This window comes from Chryseobacterium sp. UF-290 (genome assembly GCF_058245615.1).
Genome location: NZ_JBSICB010000002.1, coordinates 90,294 through 109,008 on the forward strand (window position 1 = coordinate 90,294; position 18,715 = coordinate 109,008).

The following is an 18,715-nucleotide window of genomic DNA, read 5'->3' on the forward strand; positions in this document are numbered from 1 at the left end:
ACAAAGATACTATTTCAAACTCACATTCCTCATCTGTCTCATGATCCAATTGTGTTTCTTCGTTAAATAAGGAGACGGATTTTTGGGATCATACTTTTTCGGATTAGGCAATACTGCGGCAATCCATGCTGCATCTGAAGCACTTAAATCCTTAGAAGATTTCCCGAAATAATATTGAGCCGCGGCTTCCACACCGAATACGCCCTGTCCCATTTCGATAGAATTCAGATATCTTTCAAGAATAACATCTTTACCCCAGACTTTTTCGATAATGAAGGTATAAACCGCCTCCAGTCCTTTTCTTACCCAGCTTCTTCCCTGCCAGAGAAAGACATTTTTTGCGGTTTGCTGTGAAATGGTACTTCCTCCTCTTATCTTTTTCCCTTTTTCATTATACTTCATCGCTTTTTCAATCGCTGTATAATCGAAACCATTATGGTCAAAGAATTTCTGGTCCTCAGAGGCAATTACCGCCTTTTTCACATTATTTCCCATTTCATCATAGGAAATATAATCCCTGTGCAGCTTTCCATATTCAAAAAGTCCTCCTATCTGGGTAATGGTCACAGGTGGATTAAAAAATCTGCCCCAGATAATGAAAACCACATTCAGAACAAGAATGATAAAGATAAGCTGTTTAATTTTTTTCCACATAACTTTATAAAAAGGAGAAGCAAAAATAAGCAAATAGTCCGAGTTACCGCAACTCTTTCATATAGGTAAGCTGATAGTCCGGCAAAAGCTCAGGATGGAAGATCTTAATGTAATCTTTCAGGATAAGATCTGCCCTTACAACACCACTTTCAAAGAAATCATTGGCTTTCAGCTTTTCTTTTCCTGCAATGGTATATATTTTTCCTTTATTGAATACATCCAGCTTTCCGTAAAAAGGATTCGTCCCCAGCATTTCTTTTTTGGAGGTATGGCTTCCCGCATTCACCCAATACTGAACGCCTCCCGTTTTTGCATAGACTTCTTCAAAGCTCATCGTCAAAGCTTTTTCATCTTTATTGTCCTTCATGATATAAGCAGCGTTGGCATCGGCAATATAATGGGCTACAGAGGTGTTCCCTCCCGGAAGATACCATACATCACCATACATTTCATTAGCCATGACAACAGGTTTCTCTTTTGCAGTCAATGCCAGCTTCTTCAGTTCATTGTAATTTTCCTCCACTTCCTGATATTTGGCTACCGCTTCCTTCTCTTTTCCAAAAAACTCACCGAAAAGCTTTATATAAGCCGTTTTTTCCAATGGCTGCTGTTCCATATACTCATCCAGAAACACAACCTGAATCCCATTATTCTTCAACAGCTGGTATGCATTGTCAAAGCTTGCAATATAATTGGTAAAAACTGCATCCGGTTTCATCGCAATGATCTTTTCCACATCATATTTCTTCTCACTTCCTACATTTTGAATCTTCCCCTCTTTCAGCAAGCTTTGAATTTTTTCAGAATAAATATACTCCGGACTTGAAACGCCTATGATCAGATCTTCCGCTGCAAGCTCAGAAATATACCCCGCCATGCTTGCATTCAAGAGAATGACTTTCTTAAAAGGCGTCTGGCTTTGCTTAAAATTATACGTGAAATTTCCGGATTTCAGCTCCAGCACCCCGTCATGCTCCTTAAACTGGGTACGACCTGATATATTTGTCCAATCTGAGGACGATTTTTTTGATTCTCTTTTACAGGCAATTAGCGAAAATACCGTTAATAAAAGTAAAATTTTCTGTTTCATCTTTCAAAGAACGGAAAAAAGTGGTATATTTGCAACCGTTAAACAAAAAGATAACAGACGGCCTCGTGGCGCAACTGAATAGCGCATCTGATTACGGCTCAGAAGGTTACAGGTTTGAATCCTGTCGAGGTCACTTAAGGAGACAACTATTTATTAGCTGTCTCTTTTTTTATCTATAAACATCTCTTTATCCAACTTTTATAATCTAACATTTAGTATTCAATATTTTAAGCGTAAAATGCTTAGTCTGTTTTAAATAAACAGTCTGAAAGCTTCAATGGAAATCTTTGATACAATAAACAAAAAATCCCGGATTAACGGGATTTTAATTTCTGATATTTAAATTTATTTGATCTCTACAGGAACTGAGATTTTATCCCAATCCATTGTGAATCCATTACTGTTTATTTTATAAACTAAATTTTCCTGTGTTGCTTGTAAAGCTTTTGTTTTTACATCAACACGTAAAGCATCTTTAGCTTCTTCGTATTTATAAGCACCCCATTGTTTTGGCTCTTTGTTAAAAATCGCAGTCCAGGTTCCGCTTTCTTTAGGGATCAGGAAAAAGCTATATTTACCTGCAGGCAACGGTTTACCCTGAACGGTAATGTTTTTATCCGTTTCGAAAGTTGTTGCTTCATTGGCACCCGCACGCCAAACTTTATCATAAGCTTCTAAACCACCCCAGATTGTACGCCCTTTAACAGAAGGACTGCTATAGGCAATTGTAATGGTTGCATCTTTAATTTTTCCCGTTGCAGTAGCCGGAGGGCTGGCAGGTTTTTTAGTATCCTGTGCAAAGGCATTCACTGAAAGCGTCATTGCAGCAAAAAGTACGGTAACAGATTTAATCATTGTTTTCATAATATTTTTGTTTGTTTGTATGTTTACTTTGTTCGTTTACGAATTTACTGCTTTCTGCTTATAAAACAGTAACCCGATTGCTGAAAATATAATTACCGCCGCTGCCCCAATTACGTTAAGCCAAAGAAAAGAAACGATATCGAACTGGTAAACGGCAATAACCGCAATTTCTGATAATATTGCAGCAATAAATACATTTGAGCCGGTGATTTTTTTATAGTAGAATGCGACCAGAAAAATCCCCAATATCGGACCGTAGAAAAGAGAACCTAATACATTAACCGCTTCAATAAGGGAACCCATTTGGGTAGCAAACATGGCTACACAGATTGAGAAAATACCCCAGGCCAAAGTATGCAGGCGACTATACTTCAACTCGGTTTTCTCATCAGGAATTTCTTTTCTGAATATTAAATGAACATCTTTTAATGAGCAGGCGGCAAGGGAATTCAGCGCTGCCGAAATGGAACCCCAGCTGGCCAGAAAAATGACGGCAAACAGTAACCCGATCATCCCTACAGGCAAGGTATTTTTTACGAAATACAGGAAAATGTAATTGGTATCCGTTTTCTCGGCATTATAGTTTGAATGATTGATCGCTTCCTCTACCCTGCCGTGAAGCGCTTTTACCTGGGTTTGTGTGCTTTTAAAATCCTGAATTGTTTTGTTGAGTTGGGGAGAATGAGTTTCTTTCAGCTTTAAAATTTCTTTCGATTCTGCATTAAATTTTATTTGTAAATCCTGATGTTCTTTTTCAAAAACCGCAGCCTGTTCAGGTTTTGTTTCCTTTAAATATTGATAAGAACGTTCGTTAAAATAAATCGGAGCCGGTTTCAGAGAAAAGAAAGCGAAAAGCAGGGCACCGATCAGGAGAATAGCAAACTGCATCGGAATTTTAACCAATCCGTTCAACAGCAAGCCCATTTTTGCATTGGTATTGTCTTTCGCTGTAATATACCTCCCGACCTGACTCTGGTCCGTACCGAAGTAAGAAAGCGCCAGAAAAAAACCGCCAATCAGCCCGCTCCAAATATTGTATTTATCTTTCCAATCGAATTCTGTGGTGATTACATTAAGCTTTCCTGATTTCCCCGCCAGATAAAGGGCATCATTAAAACCAATTCCATTCGGCATATTCTGAATAAGCAAATAACCTGCAAAAGCCATTGTTCCCAGAATAATGAGAAACTGTAATTTTTGGGTGTGAGCGATCGCTTTTGCACCGCCAACATAGGTATAAATCAACAGAATGCCGCCTGTTAAAACATTGGTTAAGTAAATATTCCAGTTTAAAACGCTTGATAAGATGATACTCGGAGCGTAAATGCTGATTCCTGTTGATAAGCCCCTGGAAAAAAGAAAAAGCAGTGAAGTAAGTACCCTTGTTTTTTTATCAAAACGGTTTTCTAAATATTCATAGGCGGTGTACACATTTAAGCGCTGAAAAATCGGGATGAAAGTGATACAGATCACAATCATCGCCAAAGGCAAACCAAAGTAATACTGAACGAAACGCATACCATCCGTATAAGCCTGACCGGGTGCTGAAAGAAATGTAATCGCACTTGCCTGCGTAGCCATAATCCCTATCAACACAATGTACCAGGGCATTTTATTATCTGCTTTCAGGTATGATTCGTTGCTTTTTTGACCACGACCGATAAATACGCCGTAAACCACCACTGCAAAAAGTGTAAAAATGAGAACTGTCCAATCTATATTACTCATGCCCAGAATTTAGTAAACCAATAATAAAATGCGATCTGCAATACTAACGCAACCGCTAATAGTATGTACCAGATATTCCAATTTTTAAGTTGCTTGTTCATCAGTTTTTCTGTGCAGATAAAAAGTTAAAAAATAAACGTGCCGCACCCACATTTCCTGCAGGCAGCTGTCTGAAAAATGCCAGCGGTGTATAAATAAAATTACCCTTCCCGTATTGGGCATATAAAGTTGATCCCTGCAGCGGCTCTTCATCTGTATCGTGCATTTCAAAAAGCGGTTCATACGCTGCATCCCATTGAGCAGGGAAATAGGCGCCACGCTCCTGTACCCAACCTTTAAAATCATCCGCAGTAATTTTATTCGGAAAGTTCAGTAATTTATGATTTGGATTTAAAAACGTAACCGCAGCATTTTCTTCGGTAACACGCTTATTAGCAATACTGAAATTGTACATTCCCAATTTATCAACGGTTGTATCCTGGTTGGTGTTATACTGCATCACCAAATTACCTCCAGCTTTTACATAAGACCATAAAAAAGGCATCCAGCGGCCCAGCTTTTTCTCTGTATTGTTGGCACGGACACCCAATACGATGGCATCATATTGCGACAGCTTCTTTTGACTACCGTTTCCGCCGGATTCATCTAAGTTGCCATAAAAATCTTCGTCCTTCAAAACATCTACCTGAATACCTGCAATGCGCAGGAACTCAGGAATGAAATCGCCCGCGCCTTCTATGTACCCCACTTTTTTAACTTTCGTCTGAATATCGCCTTTCATTACGGTTACCGTGGCAGGCGCAAAATATTGTAAGGAGGGTAAATGCGGGTACTGAATTAATACTTGTTTTTTATTATAAGTGACTCCATCTGCAACAAAATTGGCATCCAATTGCAAGCGAGATGAATGTATTACAGCAAGCTTCGTTTTTGGAATAACGTAATCGATGGCAGTATCTTTTCCATTGAGCGAACTTATATTAGTACTGCCTAATCGCTCTCCGTTATACATCAGGTTTACTTTACCATTGCTTAACTTTTTGCCGGAATTAACCTTAACATTTAAACTCAAATGTAAATCTTCATTTTCTTTTACCAGATAAAGTGGTTGTGTAAATTTCAGTTCCAATGCAGGAACAATGCGCAAGGCTTCTACTACATCACCACGCACCGGGTCTAATTTCTTGAAAGATAAAGGAAGCTTAACCTGAAACTTTTCCGAACCGATTCTTAAACCAAGCAAAACATTCAGTGGCGCTTCTGCTTCAGGCAAACCGACTAAAGTATCATTCGGAACAGAGAAAGTTGCCGCGTTCGTGGCTGGTTTTGCCAGCCAGTAAGGTTCTGTAAGTGCTGCATCTGCAGGAATCTGAATGTCATGCTGAATGGTAATTAAAGAATCTTTTGATAGCTTTCTGTTGAAGCTTTCTGACTGACTTAACCATTTTACATTTTCTAAAACGACAGGATTTGCAGCTCTTGAAATCAAATTTAATCTGAAATTGTAATGATCTCCGGCAACCGCTTCAGCCTGATTGGTAACCACCTCACCCATAAACCCGGCACAGCTTAAAATGATATGGTCAAGAGATTTAATTTTATCCCTTTTTAGGTTTTCATCCTGAAGAGCCACAACCTTTTTTCGCAAAGCAAGCAAAGCAGGTAAACTCAGGTCAGGATTATTGAAATTGAAAGCGGAAATAATTTTGTCTAATGATTGATCAATATCAGCGTTTCCTTTAGCGGTCCAGGTTTTAACTACTCCATCAAAAAGCGTTGCTTTTGCAGGCTCACCAACAACGTGGGAAAAATATTCAGTTCTGATGCCGGCTACAGACTGTGTTCCTGCACCCTGGCTTTTATGTAAGCTTCTGCTTAATCCTGCTAATTCACCATAGCCCATTCCCAGTTGCGCATCATATTGCCCAACGGTAACTTTCAGTTGATTTTCAGCGGTCGTATTGACCCCACCAAAGCGGAAAGTATTCCATAATACACGTTTTGGCTGCCATACATTAACATATTTTAGTTGGTTTGGGAAAGCAGTTTTATCGCCTGCCAGCTTAAAAGCTTTTTCCGCAACCACGGCCGAAGCCGCATGTTGTCCGTGGCCTGCCGCAGCAGTAGGAGGAAAACGACAAATGATAACATCCGGACGGAATTTACGGATTACCCAAACTACATCAGCTATAATGCTATCCTCATCCCATTGTTTAAAGGTATCGGTTGTATTTTTAGAGAACCCGAAATCAATCGCCCGGGTAAAAAACTGTTGGGCACCGTCTAACTTTCTTGCCTCTAAAAGCTCATGCGTTCTGATTAAACCCAATGCAGCACCCTGCTCTGTGCCTAATAAATTCTGACCACCATCACCTCTGGTTAAAGACAAATAGCCCGTTTCTACATTTTGGTCGTTGATTAGCCAGGAGAGCAATCCTGTATTTTCATCATCGGGATGAGCCGCAAGGTATAAAACTTTAGGCAGCTGTTTAAGGGTTTTGAGTTCACGGTAAATTTCAGATGATTTGGAGGGCCGAACCTGCTGAGCTGAACAAAAAACCATATAAAAGCCAAGAATAAATACAGTGCTTACTTTTTTGAACATTTAAATTTGCTTTGCGACAAATATAAGTAAATCATCTTTCTTTCAACCTTAAAAGAATCAGACTCTGAATTTCACAAAAAAACTGTTTAAACTTTTTTATTAAGCCACAAAAGGTACAAAAGATTTTTAAACACTTAAGCTAGTTAAGTTATATACTTTGTGTATAAGAAGTACACTAAAGTTTTGTTGAGAATCAAAGATTTTCATCTTATGTGAACTTAATTGTGCGGTATTTCCTTAAACTTTCTAAAGTATATTAAAGTGTAAAAAAATAAAAACCTTTGTGACTAAGATTTTCCCACAGATTACACAGATATGCACAGATGATTGAGAATAATTTTTACTCGCCGATCAACATTCAAACAAAAAAATCTTTGATTTTTTTTTAACTTAAGTGCTCTTCTCAACATTTAGCTTGTTACTAAAATAAACTAAAGTGTCTAAAAAGCTTTTGTGACTTTTGTAGTTAATTTTAAACAGACTTTATGTATAAATTAGAGTTTCAAAGAAAATAAAAACTACTTAGAGCCTGTTTAAATTTGATTTTTTGTATACCATTCAAATCTTACGCTGAAAATAATCTTGCGCTGAAAAGAACACTAAAGTCTTAAAGAAATCAAAGATTTCTATTATTCTCGCAGATGCCGCAGATTGAGTAGATTTTTACTCATAAGAATTCTGAGATCTTTTGGAAATTATCGGATCAAACCTTATAGGTTTTAGAGCTTATGTATACTAAAAACCTATAAGGTTTAGTCCCTTTATAAAATCAGCGTCATCTGCAAAATCAGCGAGAGAAAAATGTCCACAAACATCTGTGCATATCTGTGTAATCTGTGGGAAATTCTTTTAATCACAAACCCAGGGCTCGACGAAGTTAAAAGGAACCAGAGGTTTGATAATCTTCAAATAAAATTTAAACAGGTTCTTATGTTTTTCTAATTTTATCCCGCGTAAGATAGATATAATTAAACATACAAAATGTTGCTACCGCCCCAAAAGTATGCCATAAAAAGTGCGTTCCGAAACTCAACCATTCCCATTTATCAACGATGCGGAAAGTGAGTGCGAGAGCAAACGACAATAAAGCAAAGCCTACCCATTTGCCAGCTTTCCATTGGGTATAGATTAAATAACGTAATACCGAAAAAAGCACAAATGAAGCCATGATTGCATAATTTATGTTGATAAAGAGAGAAGTGTTATCTACCAAAATCCAATTTCTTAAACCCAACATCAATATCAGATATACAAGAACCATTAAAACAGCATAGTACCATCTGGTGCTCTGAGCTACAAAATAAAACCCGGCAGACAAACAGAGCAACATAATGGGCATCCAATCCATCATGATAAATACCGGCCATTGTCTGAATGAATGATAAATAGTTCCTCCTATGGCACCAATATATAATAAAATTAAGCAGTATGCTAAAAAAGGATATTCTTTAAAATTACCCTTCATTTTAATGGTCCAAAAAATAGCTAAGGCTAAAAATAACAGAGCAGTTATTGCATTGAATGGCTCAGGGAAAAACTGAACCATATCTGTTTCTTTATATAACATGCCTCCGTCCGGAGGGATTTGGTTTATTGGCATTGTCTTTTTTTATATCATATTTATGGCATGCTTTAGAGTGCAAAATACAAACACAAGCCATTTTTAAACATTCGTACACATATATAACCTGAATTCGGGAATATAAAAGGTTGGAAGCTGGGAGATGGAAGAAGGAAGTTCTGAAGGTCATCAATAATAGGTTGCCATCTTTTTTCAGCTAATTTGATTTTACAGGGGCTTTCAGTATCTTTAACTAAAAGTAACTTCTAGCCTCCATCTCCCAGCTTCCAACTTCTATAACTCAAAAATTCTTATTCCGAACTGAGGTTAATATGCTTCTTCTAAATATAGACAAAATTATGGCATCATATACGTGGATGTGTCCGATTATATTTTACAAAAATGTTAATTCTACTTCTTATACCCATAAACCAGATTAATTATAAGAGCTTAAAATTTCTAAATTTGATTTTGTATAGCACTCAAATCGTTATCACATCTTTAAAAAGATTTCAATTGCTCTCGCAGATGCCGCAGATTGAGCAGATTTTTTACACATAAGAATCTGAGATCTTTGGGGAATTGTCAGATCAAACCTTATAGGTTTTAAAACTCATGTATATTAAAACCTATAAGGTTTAGTCCATCCATAAAATCTGTGCGCAAAATCAGCGAGAGAAAAAATACTCACAAGCATCTGTGAAATCCGTGTAATCTGTGGGAAAATTTTTCAACCACAAAGGAGGCGCAAAAGTTTGATAATCACATATACATTTTTTTCAAATAAAATTTAAACAAGCTCTAAAACAAATATTTTTTTATTTTTTAATTCAGTACATTTAAAGATATAGTTTCCTAAGTTAATTTACAGGCATCACGGAGATATAAACAGAATACAGAATTGGTTTGTGATTTATCTTAAACAAAATATAGGAGAGATCTGTATTCACAACTCCCAACCTTTTATTTACGCTCAACCTTCTTATTCTGATTGGTGTCAGCCGTCTTCTTTTCTCTCTTTCTTTGAAGAATAAGGTGTGCTGCATCCAGCATTTTAACTGTATGGATGTAGGGCATAACGATATTCCTTTCCGGTAGATTGTCATAGACGCCCATTGAGAAATAAACGATTCCGGACATAAAATAATCAAATTCTTTGAGGGTGTATTCCCTGAATGCTTTTTTGAAAACCAGCAGAGGATTCCGGTATTCCTTCTCCGAAAGCAGGCCAAGAACCCACGGGGAAATCTTTTCCGGCCGTGTATCGACCGTCCATTTCCTTTCCTTCAGCATGATGAGATAGCCTGCCCGGATCAACGACCGCATCGACTGATGAAACTGGAAAATGACCGCCGGATCTTCATTGATCCAGCTATTCTTCTTTACCGCATAATTCATCATGTTGCTGAGAATTTCTTTGGAAACATCCAGCTCATTGAACTGAAAGAAAGTTTCCATCAGCTGCAGCCCGGAGCGCTTCTTACCTGCCCGAAACCGGGTATCAAAATCTGTTTTTATCTTTTTCATTGTTTGTATTTTTTATTTTTGAAATTTTTCTGAACCGTTAAGAGTTTTAAGGGTTTAAGAATTATTAAGGCCATAACTGAAGCTATATTTTAAGCGAACTGCTTTATCCATCTTTGATGGATCTTAACTTTCCTTAAAATCTTCATTCTTCTTAATGGTTTATTTTTTTCACGAGTTTGTATTTTTAGAATGCATGCAACCACCAGCCTACCGATGTACGCTGAGTTTTGTTGTAAATGATGAATAGAAATAAAATCTGTGTTCCCGTGAAAGCCCTGAAGCCGCAATGGATTGTACACTCCACTGTACCCTATCATGATACTTTATATGGTGAAGCAGCTTAGAAAAAGATGATTGTAGAAAAGCAGAACAGCATAAAATAAAAACGGCATGGGACTCTACAATATCCGATTCGGGGTACTGGTATACCTTGTACACAGATAAGAGAGCCCACGCCTAGGTCGTGAGCTTCCTGCTTATCGTCTCGTGTACTAAAATTACCAGTTTTCGAATCGAGATTCTAAGCAATAGCTTCTATTTTTCTTTGAAGTATCGCAAAGCTACTTTATTGTAGCTTATTTTACAAATGTAGTAAAAATACTTTAATTACGTTCGATCGACCGTGATTTTTTATTATTTAATTATTTCATTTGTTTATATGACAGATATAAACGAAAAAATTTGCTCATACATTACAAAAAACTGGTTAATACCTTGGCTTCAAGAAGGCAAGTCACAAACTTCTTTTGCCAAAAATCATGGTGTTGAAGAAAGTACTATTAGAAAAATTAAAAGTGAAGAAACTTACAGAATACCTGTTGAAACACTTTTTAAAATGTGTGAAGCAAGAAAAATTAGTTTATCTGATTTTTTTAAACTTATAAATGAATAAATCCTGACTGCTATCAGTTATTATTTTATTTTTAATTTATTTCTTGATTAAACCTAATTCCAATCCTATATCCTGATATAGTTTTGAAAATGGTCTTTTGTGAATTTCCTCAACATTTGTATAAGTTCCTAATATCATTCTATCTATCTCATTCTCACTAAACATAAGTCCATTATCTCTATATTTCTTAAGATAATCCCTATATGTCTCCGAATATTTGATTTTGCTTTTAATCACTAATTCTACCACATGATCTGAATGTAATTCATATAACTCTTTCAATTTAAAAACATCTAAATGCCCTGGAATTTGTTTTTGAAATTCAACCTTAACAGAATTTCTATCTAAAAGAGAGCCAAGAATCCCACTTGTTATGGGTTTAAATGTAAACTGCATATCTTCGTTTTCAAATAAGTAAGGATTTTTAAGACCAAACCGAATAGGGTCTTTTTCTCCTTTTACCTCTAAACCATTGCAAGTCTGACAACTTGGAATAAGATTGTAAAAAGACATTGCTAAAAACGGATATTTTGTTTTGGGATAAAAATGATCAATTTGAGGTTTTACTTTTTTATCTTTTGACAAATAATATATATAGTTTCGATTGCAATATGGACAGGTGTCTATATTAATGTCTGCAATAAAATTATATTTTGAAAACTTTTTGGAATCATCATAACAATTTGAAACAAAGATGTTATATAAAAGAATACTAGACTCACTATTTGAATTGAAAAATTCTGGATAAAGGTGTTTTAAACTACTTATAATTCCTTGAAAAGATTCTGGAGGTGCTGTAATTAAAATTTTTAAATTATCTCCTAATAACAATGATTGCAGATAATTCCTTAATTGTCCATTTACTCTTATTCGGCTATTATCCTTTTTTATACCATTTTTGAGAACATTACCAATTCTCGTCATAAGAAAATCCTTTATTGCTAAAAAATGTTTATTTGCAGCTGTATTATTAAGTTTAATTTTAATCATCTTGTTTCAATTTTTGTAGTTCTGCTTCTAATTCTTCTATACGCTTCTGCTTGTCAAATTTTGTATAATATATGTCTAGCAATTTATTTCTTAAGAAAGTTTCGCCCACGAGATGGATGTTTTTAAGCAAATCGACTTTTTCATTCTCAGTATATTTTTTTAAATTTTCATCATTTAGTTGCTCAATTATATTATTGATTTTTTCTAGAGCAAAAGCACCTATTACTCCATTTTTCAAAAAGAAATTATGAGCCAATAAATCGTGTATATTGCCACCAAATGTATTATATGATTCCCCTAAATTTTCTGGTTTTGCACTATCATTTAAAAACAATATATTCTGCTGTGGTATATCTGAAAGAATAAAAGGTGAATGTGTGATAAAAAGAAAATTAATATTTTTGATATTTTTAAACTTAATATTTGACAATTGAACAAGTAAATCGTTGATAAATTCTCGCTGATATTCAGGATGAAAGTAGAGTTCTATTTCGTCTAGAAATATATTTATGTTTTTAAAATTATATGTGGGAGAGATACTGATAGCTGATATGGCTTTCATTTTAGATTTTGCCTCGTATTGAACTGAATCAATATTTTTCAAATGATATATGATTGAGCTAACAATTGAGTTTTTTTGATATTCACCAGAACTCAATTTATTGATATTAATATCTGTATCACCAGAAGATAGTGACTTCAAGAAAATATCTGTTTGGAAAATTCTAGGTGGTAAATAAGTTAATCTATCTGTACTTTTATCATCTTCTATTGCTTCATTAATATATTTGTTAAGTTCTTCTATATCGGCAAAACCATTTTTTTCAACAAATTTTTTATAAAATTTAATTAGCTTACTGTGTGGTTTATTTATAGATAATTCTAGTATTTTTTTAGCTTGCCTTAGTTTTAGAGAAATATGAGAATTATCTACACTCACGATTTTAGCCAAAAACTCAGAATGCGGTTCAATGGAATTTTTATCGTCTAAACGTAACTTAGCTGCAAAAGGAATAATCGTATCAACCCTATTATAGACATTGTATTTTGGATAAGTAATAGATTTGTAACTCTTTACTAAACAATAATAAAAAAGAGATTTTTCTAAATTATACTTTTTATATTTAAAAATATTATCATCAATTAGCTTAAAATGATTTTTCCAAAAATTGAAGTAGATAGTAAGAATCTGAAATAGATTGTATGTGAAAAAATTAAAATCTCCTGTTTCCTTAATAATATATCTCATTTTATTCTTTACTACATCATCTTTAACTTGCCTCATTAAGTTATTATAGATTGATTTGAAATCAAAATCTAGATATGAAGAATCTTCGGTAAGTAGTCTGCTAAAATTTGCAAGGTTTATTAAAGTCACATCAGAATATGTAAGCATATCTTTAATTGAAAAAGGACGTATTTTTTTCTTCTTAATAATTCCTTTAAACTTAAATAATAATTGTTTATTTTCCTGTAGAAAATTATAATATTGATCTATTAACTCTATCGTTTGTTTTTTACTGACTTTAGAATGGTTTGAAATTAAAAAACTTTCAACTTTACGATACTTACTAACTTCAACTTGTTTAGGGGTTATTATTTTATCTAAATATTCTTCCAATGCATCTTTTTCTTTAAAAGTTATATTAATTTTATCAGCAACAAGATCTTCCGTTAAATGAAATTTATTATTGACTTCATCTAATATTATACTAAGTAGTCTCTGACTAACTAAATATTTTTCATTTCTGATATTAACTTGTCCCATTTCTCTAAAAGGATGCAAGACTATGGGTGTTTGATAACCATCATTCTTATGAAAAATTTGTGTCAGCCAAGATTCTTTATTTACCTCAACATTTTTAGCACTTGGTTCTTCGATGTAAATACACTCATTAGTATAATCACCATCGTCCAGACCATATAATGAATAGTTTACATACATTGTAAAAAACAAATCTTCCAGATTAATAATTTCTTCTCTGTATATATCAGTATTAGCTTCTTTTGTTGAATCATAAATAAGATTATCCTGTTCAAAAAATTTTGCTGTTATAGAATAATTTTCACCGCTTTTCTTGATTCTTCGAGAATCGACATGAATTTTACATGTCTTCCCATTAACTTCAAAAAACAAATTAGCAAATAAACCTTCTGCAAATATTAATTTTTCTGTAACTTTACCAATCTTATATTGCTTATAAAAATTATTTAAAATCCTAATTATAAGCTCGACAATAGAACTTTTTCCTTTTCCATTTTTCCCCACAATAGCCTGAACATTAATTTTCTCTAATGTGGAATCCTTTTTTGTGGAAAAGAAAAAATTTTCAGGAATTTGCTTTTTTTCTTTTTTTGACACTTTCTTTGCTTTACTATCAAACAGATAGGCATTATCAAAAGGATAGAACAAGTCTGGTGATAAATTTTTTAATATATTATCACTACAGCCTTTTAAAGGCTGTACACCTATAATCTTAAAACTCATTTTGGTTATTATGTTTTTATGTATTAATATAATCTTTTTAAGAAATGATTAAATTTAATAAAAACATGATATCTGGTCGAATTATAATTTAAATAATTATAGAATAAATAATATTTGTCAATTTAATATATAGATTTACCAGCTCTCTTATTCTACTAAATCTCAACTTTGTTTTTTTTCATTTCAATCAAACCACAGCAAAAAACTTAATTACTAACCATTACCAACCCCTCAGTTTTCTTCAGAAACTTTTCCACTTCCATCTGCTGGTGATTGTTCTCTGTTCTCCGAAGTCTCCCGACTTCGGAGCAATTTTAAAGAAAATGACTTTATTCACCAGCTCAAAGTCAGAAAACTTTATACATCAAAAATGAAAACAAAAAAATCCCAGCTTTCGTTGGGATTTTTTAAACAAAACAACCTACAGTTCTCTATTCTTGTAGGATTTGCATTATTTTTTTACCAGCTCTACTCTACGGTTTTGCGCCTTCCCTTCTTCAGAACTATTATCTGCAATCGGATTTTTGCTGCCGAAGCCCTCTGCTGAAAGTCTTGATTGATCGATACCTGAAGTGATGATAGCATTCAATACGGCTGTAGCACGGTCTTTTGAGAGTTGGATATTATGGGCATCATTTCCGCTGTTATCTGTATATCCGTTAATAGCAAGTTTCAGATGGGTGTCGCTTTTCAGAACTTTTGTTATTTCATCTACCGCTGTTTTGCCATCGGGTTGTAAGCTCGCTTTGTCTGTATCAAAATTAATATGCAATACGGCCTTGCCTGTTGCATCCAATGCTTTTTTTATTTCATCAGATTTTAGTATCGAAATCGTTTGCTCAAACGGGGCTTTCTGTAGAATTTGTATTCCTCCGGTCGAAGTATTTCCATAGAGCTGAATATAAATATCATCGCCATTTGGCCTTCTTATAACATATACTTTTACGGGTTCATTCCAATAATCTATGGAGCCTTCTTCTCCAAAGTATTTGGCATCCGGTTTTATTCTGTCAAGCTCTTGCTGAGAAACTTTACCATCAAATATTTTTACGCCACCCACTTTTGTAATAACGTCATCATAGCTTTTCAAAAAATAGGGCAATGACCACTCTTCTTTATTACTTTTCTCATTTACTACATAGGTTTTCCACACTTTTCCTTCTACCGGTGTCATTACGCCGTTAAGTGGAAAAAACAGCATGTCATAACTTCTTTGTACCGGTTTGTTTTGGAATTCCAGCCCTTTGGGAAAACTGAAAAAGGGAAAATCACCCACTTCAGCGGTGGAAACCGGTACGGAATTGATATCAAATTGAGTTGTTCCTTCTGAAGATTTTTCTGTAGCTGTAGTATTTTCTATGGCGACAGTATCCTGTGCAGAATCTGTTTTTTGTTCAGACTTTTTGTTACAAGCAGCAAGCAAAGCGCCCATTGATAGAATAATCAGTGTCTTCTTCATTTTAATAAATTTAGTTTTTTGGTGTATAAAATTCTTTTAAATAAGGAGAGATAAAACAGCACAAATCCTTCTTCATCAACATCTGCATCAAAATCGTCCGGTATATTTTTATCCTGTATTATTTTTGCGACACTAACTTACAAATAAAATGTGAATGTGAAAACCCGAAATCTACTGACTTTGCAGTAAGTTTAAAGGAAATAATCTTATTTTTACCAGCTCAAAATCGGGAGGCTTTGCACAGCAGATAATCTATAACTTTAATTTATCTAATCATTCAGGTATATCCTCATGAGCTTAAATCTGTTTAAACTTTTTATTACACCATAAAAGACACAAAAGCTTTTAGACACTTTAGTTTATTTTAGTAACATGCTAAATGTTGAGAAGAGCACTTAAGTTTAAAAAAAATCAAAGATTTTTTTGTTTGAATGTTGATAGCCAGGTAAAAATTATTCTCAATCATCTGTGCACATCTGTGTAATCTGTGGGAAAATCTTAGTCACAAAGGTTTTTATTTTTTTAATATTTTAGTACACTTTAGAAAATTTAAGGAAATACCGCACAATTAAGTTCACAAAAGATGAAAGCTGGGATGATCTAAAAAAATAATTGTCTTTACTTTTTTTAATCTGTATTTTAAAGTGTAAAGATTAGATTCTATCAGTTCTATTTAGAGGGAGATAAGATTGCGAAAAAATCGCTGATGAGGCCCAACGGATATACATACGCATAGAAAGGATCAATGAAATTGATTCCACTTTTCCTCTTAAAATCAACAAGGAAAATAATAAATCTTTGCGTGAAAAAATGATACTAATCTGAATTAATACTGAGAATACTTCACCTTTTCTTTTAAGCCTGATCGTAAAATACAGACAAAATATTTCACAAGAATATATAGTTAAACCAAAAGCCTGTTCGGGAAATAAATTATCTTTGTTACAGACAGAAATTTTCTCAATTATGAAGTTAGAATTATATCAAATAGATGCCTTTACAGAAGAGATTTTCCATGGAAACCCTGCGTGTGTTGTCCCCTTAAAAAACTGGTTACCCGATGAGGTCCTTTTAAAAATAGCCCGTGAAAATGCTGTGGCAGAAACCGCTTTCTTTATTGATAATGGAAATACCATTCATCTGAGATGGTTTACCCCTGAAATAGAGATGGATTTATGCGGACATGCTACCCTTGCCACAGCGCATTGTTTGATCTCTATCTTAAACTATCAGAATAACAGAATCATATTTGAAACCAAAAGCGGTGAATTAACCGTTGATGTAAAAAACGGATTTTATTATATGGATTTTCCGGCAAGAATGCCTGAAACCTCCACTCTTCCGGACAATATAACCCAATCTCTCAATATACAGCCTAAGGAAATCTTCAAATCAAGAGACTATGTTCTGGTATATGAATCTGAGGAAGACATCAAAAATATCAAAATTGAAAGATCCGTTTTTGACCTCATCAACCTGGATCCGGGAGGTGTTGTGGTGACCGCAGCAGGTACTGACAGTGATTTTGTTTCAAGATACTTTACACCGCAATCGTCAATTCTTGAAGATCCTGTAACCGGCTCTGCACACTGCTCACTCATTCCGTTCTGGTCATCAAGATTAGGAAAAGATAAGCTTTTCGCCCGCCAGCTATCAGAAAGAGGAGGCCAGCTCTATTGTGAAAACAAAAATGAAAGAGTGATTGTAGCAGGTAAAGCCAGAACCTATTCTATGGGACATCTATGGATAGAATAATGGTATTTATCAAGCTGTATAGGCTGGGAGCCAGGAGCTGGAAGAAGGAAGTTATGAAGGTGATACAGAATAACTGATCATCTTTTTTAAAGTAATTTAATTTCATAGGGACTGTAAGTACTTATAACTAAAAGTAACTTCCAGACTCCCTCTTCCAGCTTCCAGTTCTTCCATCTAAATTGCATGAGCACAAACAGTAATGGTGAAGTTGTATTCTGAAGCTTTTTCTAAAACACAAAGATAAAAGTCAGTCAGTTTATAGATTAAAAAAACAAGATCTTTCAAAAGAAAATCCTAAATATTCCGTTTAATTCTTAAATTTGGCTCATGCGAAAGAATCTATATCTCATCATCATATTATTTTCTCTTACCAATTGCTATACTTACCAGGTAAAAAAACAAGCAGATCCGGCTGCCGACAATAAGCAGGAATCTAAAAAGAATATGGCTCTTGCTAATAATACTGCTACGCCAATGAAAAGTACGGCAGCAGAATCCCTAAATCCTCAGCAAATGCCCGCTCCGATCAATATTCAGGAGAAGCTTGTCCCTAATAAAAATGTTAAAATTAACGTTGATGGAAAGAGCTATAAAATAATCGTTGATAAGTGGGAGAGCGACAGTCTGGTGGCACACCCGGTTCATAATCCCAAAAAAATTCTGAAATTTCATAAGAACCAGATCAATAGCGAGAAAATTGCGGAAAAACGCTTTTCACAACCCATAGCTGATATTATTACGGTTACCGCTTATGCCGCGATTGGTGTTGGAATCTGGCTTCTTGTCCGCTAATTTTTTAAAATTTTCCGGTAATTATAGAAAAGATTTTTATTCTTAGAGCCTGTTTAAATTTGTATTAAAATATTATTTCTCGCTGATTTTGCAAATCCCGCTGATTTGATTTACGAATAATGAGCTGCTGAATCTGCAAAATCAGCGGGGAAATAAAAAATAAAGCGTTAAATTAATTATACAAATTATTAGCAATTAAATTTAAACAGACTCTTAGTTTCAAAGATCCCGGTACTCCATCTGAATTATTGCATTAATTCCAAATTCAGTTCTTTCTACTCTCCGAAATCTCCCGACTTAGGAGAATATA

General features: G+C 34.5%; 13 protein-coding genes and 1 tRNA gene. 4 read left to right on the plus strand and 10 right to left on the minus strand.

What is annotated here, in order from left to right:
* Nucleotides 1-9: 9 nt before the first annotated feature.
* Both mtgA and AC4IF5_RS02850 read right to left on the minus strand, forming a co-directional pair.
* Nucleotides 10-654 (minus strand): monofunctional biosynthetic peptidoglycan transglycosylase, encoded by a 645-nt coding sequence (gene mtgA / locus AC4IF5_RS02845; protein ID WP_490731493.1) that lies wholly within the window; start codon nt 652-654, stop codon nt 10-12.
* Between the two features lie 43 nt (nt 655-697).
* Nucleotides 698-1,744, minus strand: a complete 1,047-nt coding sequence (locus tag AC4IF5_RS02850) for an ABC transporter substrate-binding protein (RefSeq protein WP_490731494.1) — start codon at nt 1,742-1,744, stop codon at nt 698-700.
* A 59-nt stretch (nt 1,745-1,803) separates the two neighbouring features.
* On the opposite strand from AC4IF5_RS02850, the gene AC4IF5_RS02855 reads away from it, so the two are divergent.
* Nucleotides 1,804-1,877 (plus strand) — tRNA-Arg (locus tag AC4IF5_RS02855).
* A gap of 212 nt (nt 1,878-2,089) precedes the next feature.
* Here AC4IF5_RS02855 and AC4IF5_RS02860 read toward each other — a convergent pair.
* From AC4IF5_RS02860 to AC4IF5_RS02880, 5 genes are all read right to left on the minus strand, one after another.
* The gene (locus tag AC4IF5_RS02860) at nt 2,090-2,608 is read right to left on the minus strand and encodes a DUF2911 domain-containing protein (RefSeq protein WP_490731496.1); all 519 of its coding nucleotides are present in this window, start codon (nt 2,606-2,608) and stop codon (nt 2,090-2,092) included.
* A 36-nt stretch (nt 2,609-2,644) separates the two neighbouring features.
* The gene (locus AC4IF5_RS02865) at nt 2,645-4,336 is read right to left on the minus strand and encodes a sodium:solute symporter family protein (protein ID WP_490731498.1); all 1,692 of its coding nucleotides are present in this window, start codon (nt 4,334-4,336) and stop codon (nt 2,645-2,647) included.
* Nucleotides 4,337-4,436: 100 nt separating this feature from the next.
* Entirely contained in the window at nt 4,437-6,941 is a 2,505-nt protein-coding gene (locus AC4IF5_RS02870) for a PIG-L family deacetylase (RefSeq protein ID WP_490731500.1), read from the minus strand.
* Nucleotides 6,942-7,869: 928 nt separating this feature from the next.
* A complete protein-coding gene (locus AC4IF5_RS02875; RefSeq protein ID WP_490731502.1) occupies nt 7,870-8,541 on the minus strand; it encodes a hypothetical protein in 672 nt (223 codons plus the stop codon).
* A gap of 924 nt (nt 8,542-9,465) precedes the next feature.
* Nucleotides 9,466-10,029: a hypothetical protein gene (locus AC4IF5_RS02880; RefSeq protein ID WP_490731504.1), complete on the minus strand. Its 564-nt coding sequence runs from the start codon at nt 10,027-10,029 to the stop codon at nt 9,466-9,468.
* Nucleotides 10,030-10,687: 658 nt separating this feature from the next.
* Here AC4IF5_RS02880 and AC4IF5_RS02885 point away from each other — a divergent pair.
* Nucleotides 10,688-10,921, plus strand: coding sequence for a helix-turn-helix domain-containing protein (locus AC4IF5_RS02885; RefSeq protein WP_490731506.1), 234 nt, complete (start codon nt 10,688-10,690; stop codon nt 10,919-10,921).
* A gap of 36 nt (nt 10,922-10,957) precedes the next feature.
* Here AC4IF5_RS02885 and AC4IF5_RS02890 read toward each other — a convergent pair whose 3' ends face one another.
* The 3 genes from AC4IF5_RS02890 to AC4IF5_RS02900 form a co-directional block, all read right to left on the minus strand.
* Nucleotides 10,958-11,911 carry a hypothetical protein gene (locus AC4IF5_RS02890; protein ID WP_490731507.1) on the minus strand — a complete coding sequence of 318 codons (954 nt, stop codon included), beginning with the start codon at nt 11,909-11,911 and terminating at the stop codon, nt 10,958-10,960.
* Entirely contained in the window at nt 11,904-14,399 is a 2,496-nt protein-coding gene (locus AC4IF5_RS02895) for a hypothetical protein (RefSeq protein ID WP_490731509.1), read from the minus strand. Before AC4IF5_RS02895 ends, AC4IF5_RS02890 begins: the two co-directional genes overlap by 8 nt.
* Before the next feature lie 451 nt (nt 14,400-14,850).
* On the minus strand, nt 14,851-15,858 hold the full coding sequence (locus tag AC4IF5_RS02900; RefSeq protein ID WP_490731511.1) for an OmpA family protein: 1,008 nt from the start codon (nt 15,856-15,858) through the stop codon (nt 14,851-14,853).
* A gap of 966 nt (nt 15,859-16,824) precedes the next feature.
* On the opposite strand from AC4IF5_RS02900, the gene AC4IF5_RS02905 reads away from it, so the two are divergent.
* Nucleotides 16,825-17,613 (plus strand): PhzF family phenazine biosynthesis protein, encoded by a 789-nt coding sequence (locus tag AC4IF5_RS02905; protein WP_490731512.1) that lies wholly within the window; start codon nt 16,825-16,827, stop codon nt 17,611-17,613.
* A gap of 327 nt (nt 17,614-17,940) precedes the next feature.
* Nucleotides 17,941-18,405, plus strand: a complete 465-nt coding sequence (locus tag AC4IF5_RS02910; protein WP_490731513.1) for a hypothetical protein — start codon at nt 17,941-17,943, stop codon at nt 18,403-18,405.
* The last annotated feature ends 310 nt before the right edge of the window (nt 18,406-18,715 follow it).

Excerpts from the sequence above, each read along its gene's own strand:
- AC4IF5_RS02910 (WP_490731513.1), top strand. The coding sequence starts at position 17,941 with ATGCGAAAGAATCTATATCTCATCATCATATTATTTTCTCTTACCAAT.
- AC4IF5_RS02850 (WP_490731494.1), bottom strand. The coding sequence starts at position 1,744 with ATGAAACAGAAAATTTTACTTTTATTAACGGTATTTTCGCTAATTGCC.
- mtgA (WP_490731493.1), bottom strand. The coding sequence starts at position 654 with ATGTGGAAAAAAATTAAACAGCTTATCTTTATCATTCTTGTTCTGAAT.
- AC4IF5_RS02875 (WP_490731502.1), bottom strand. The coding sequence starts at position 8,541 with ATGCCAATAAACCAAATCCCTCCGGACGGAGGCATGTTATATAAAGAA.
- AC4IF5_RS02880 (WP_490731504.1), bottom strand. The coding sequence starts at position 10,029 with ATGAAAAAGATAAAAACAGATTTTGATACCCGGTTTCGGGCAGGTAAG.
- AC4IF5_RS02890 (WP_490731507.1), bottom strand. The coding sequence starts at position 11,911 with ATGATTAAAATTAAACTTAATAATACAGCTGCAAATAAACATTTTTTA.
- AC4IF5_RS02870 (WP_490731500.1), bottom strand. The coding sequence starts at position 6,941 with ATGTTCAAAAAAGTAAGCACTGTATTTATTCTTGGCTTTTATATGGTT.
- AC4IF5_RS02865 (WP_490731498.1), bottom strand. The coding sequence starts at position 4,336 with ATGAGTAATATAGATTGGACAGTTCTCATTTTTACACTTTTTGCAGTG.
- AC4IF5_RS02900 (WP_490731511.1), bottom strand. The coding sequence starts at position 15,858 with ATGAAGAAGACACTGATTATTCTATCAATGGGCGCTTTGCTTGCTGCT.
- AC4IF5_RS02895 (WP_490731509.1), bottom strand. The coding sequence starts at position 14,399 with ATGAGTTTTAAGATTATAGGTGTACAGCCTTTAAAAGGCTGTAGTGAT.
- AC4IF5_RS02905 (WP_490731512.1), top strand. The coding sequence starts at position 16,825 with ATGAAGTTAGAATTATATCAAATAGATGCCTTTACAGAAGAGATTTTC.
- AC4IF5_RS02885 (WP_490731506.1), top strand. The coding sequence starts at position 10,688 with ATGACAGATATAAACGAAAAAATTTGCTCATACATTACAAAAAACTGG.
- AC4IF5_RS02860 (WP_490731496.1), bottom strand. The coding sequence starts at position 2,608 with ATGAAAACAATGATTAAATCTGTTACCGTACTTTTTGCTGCAATGACG.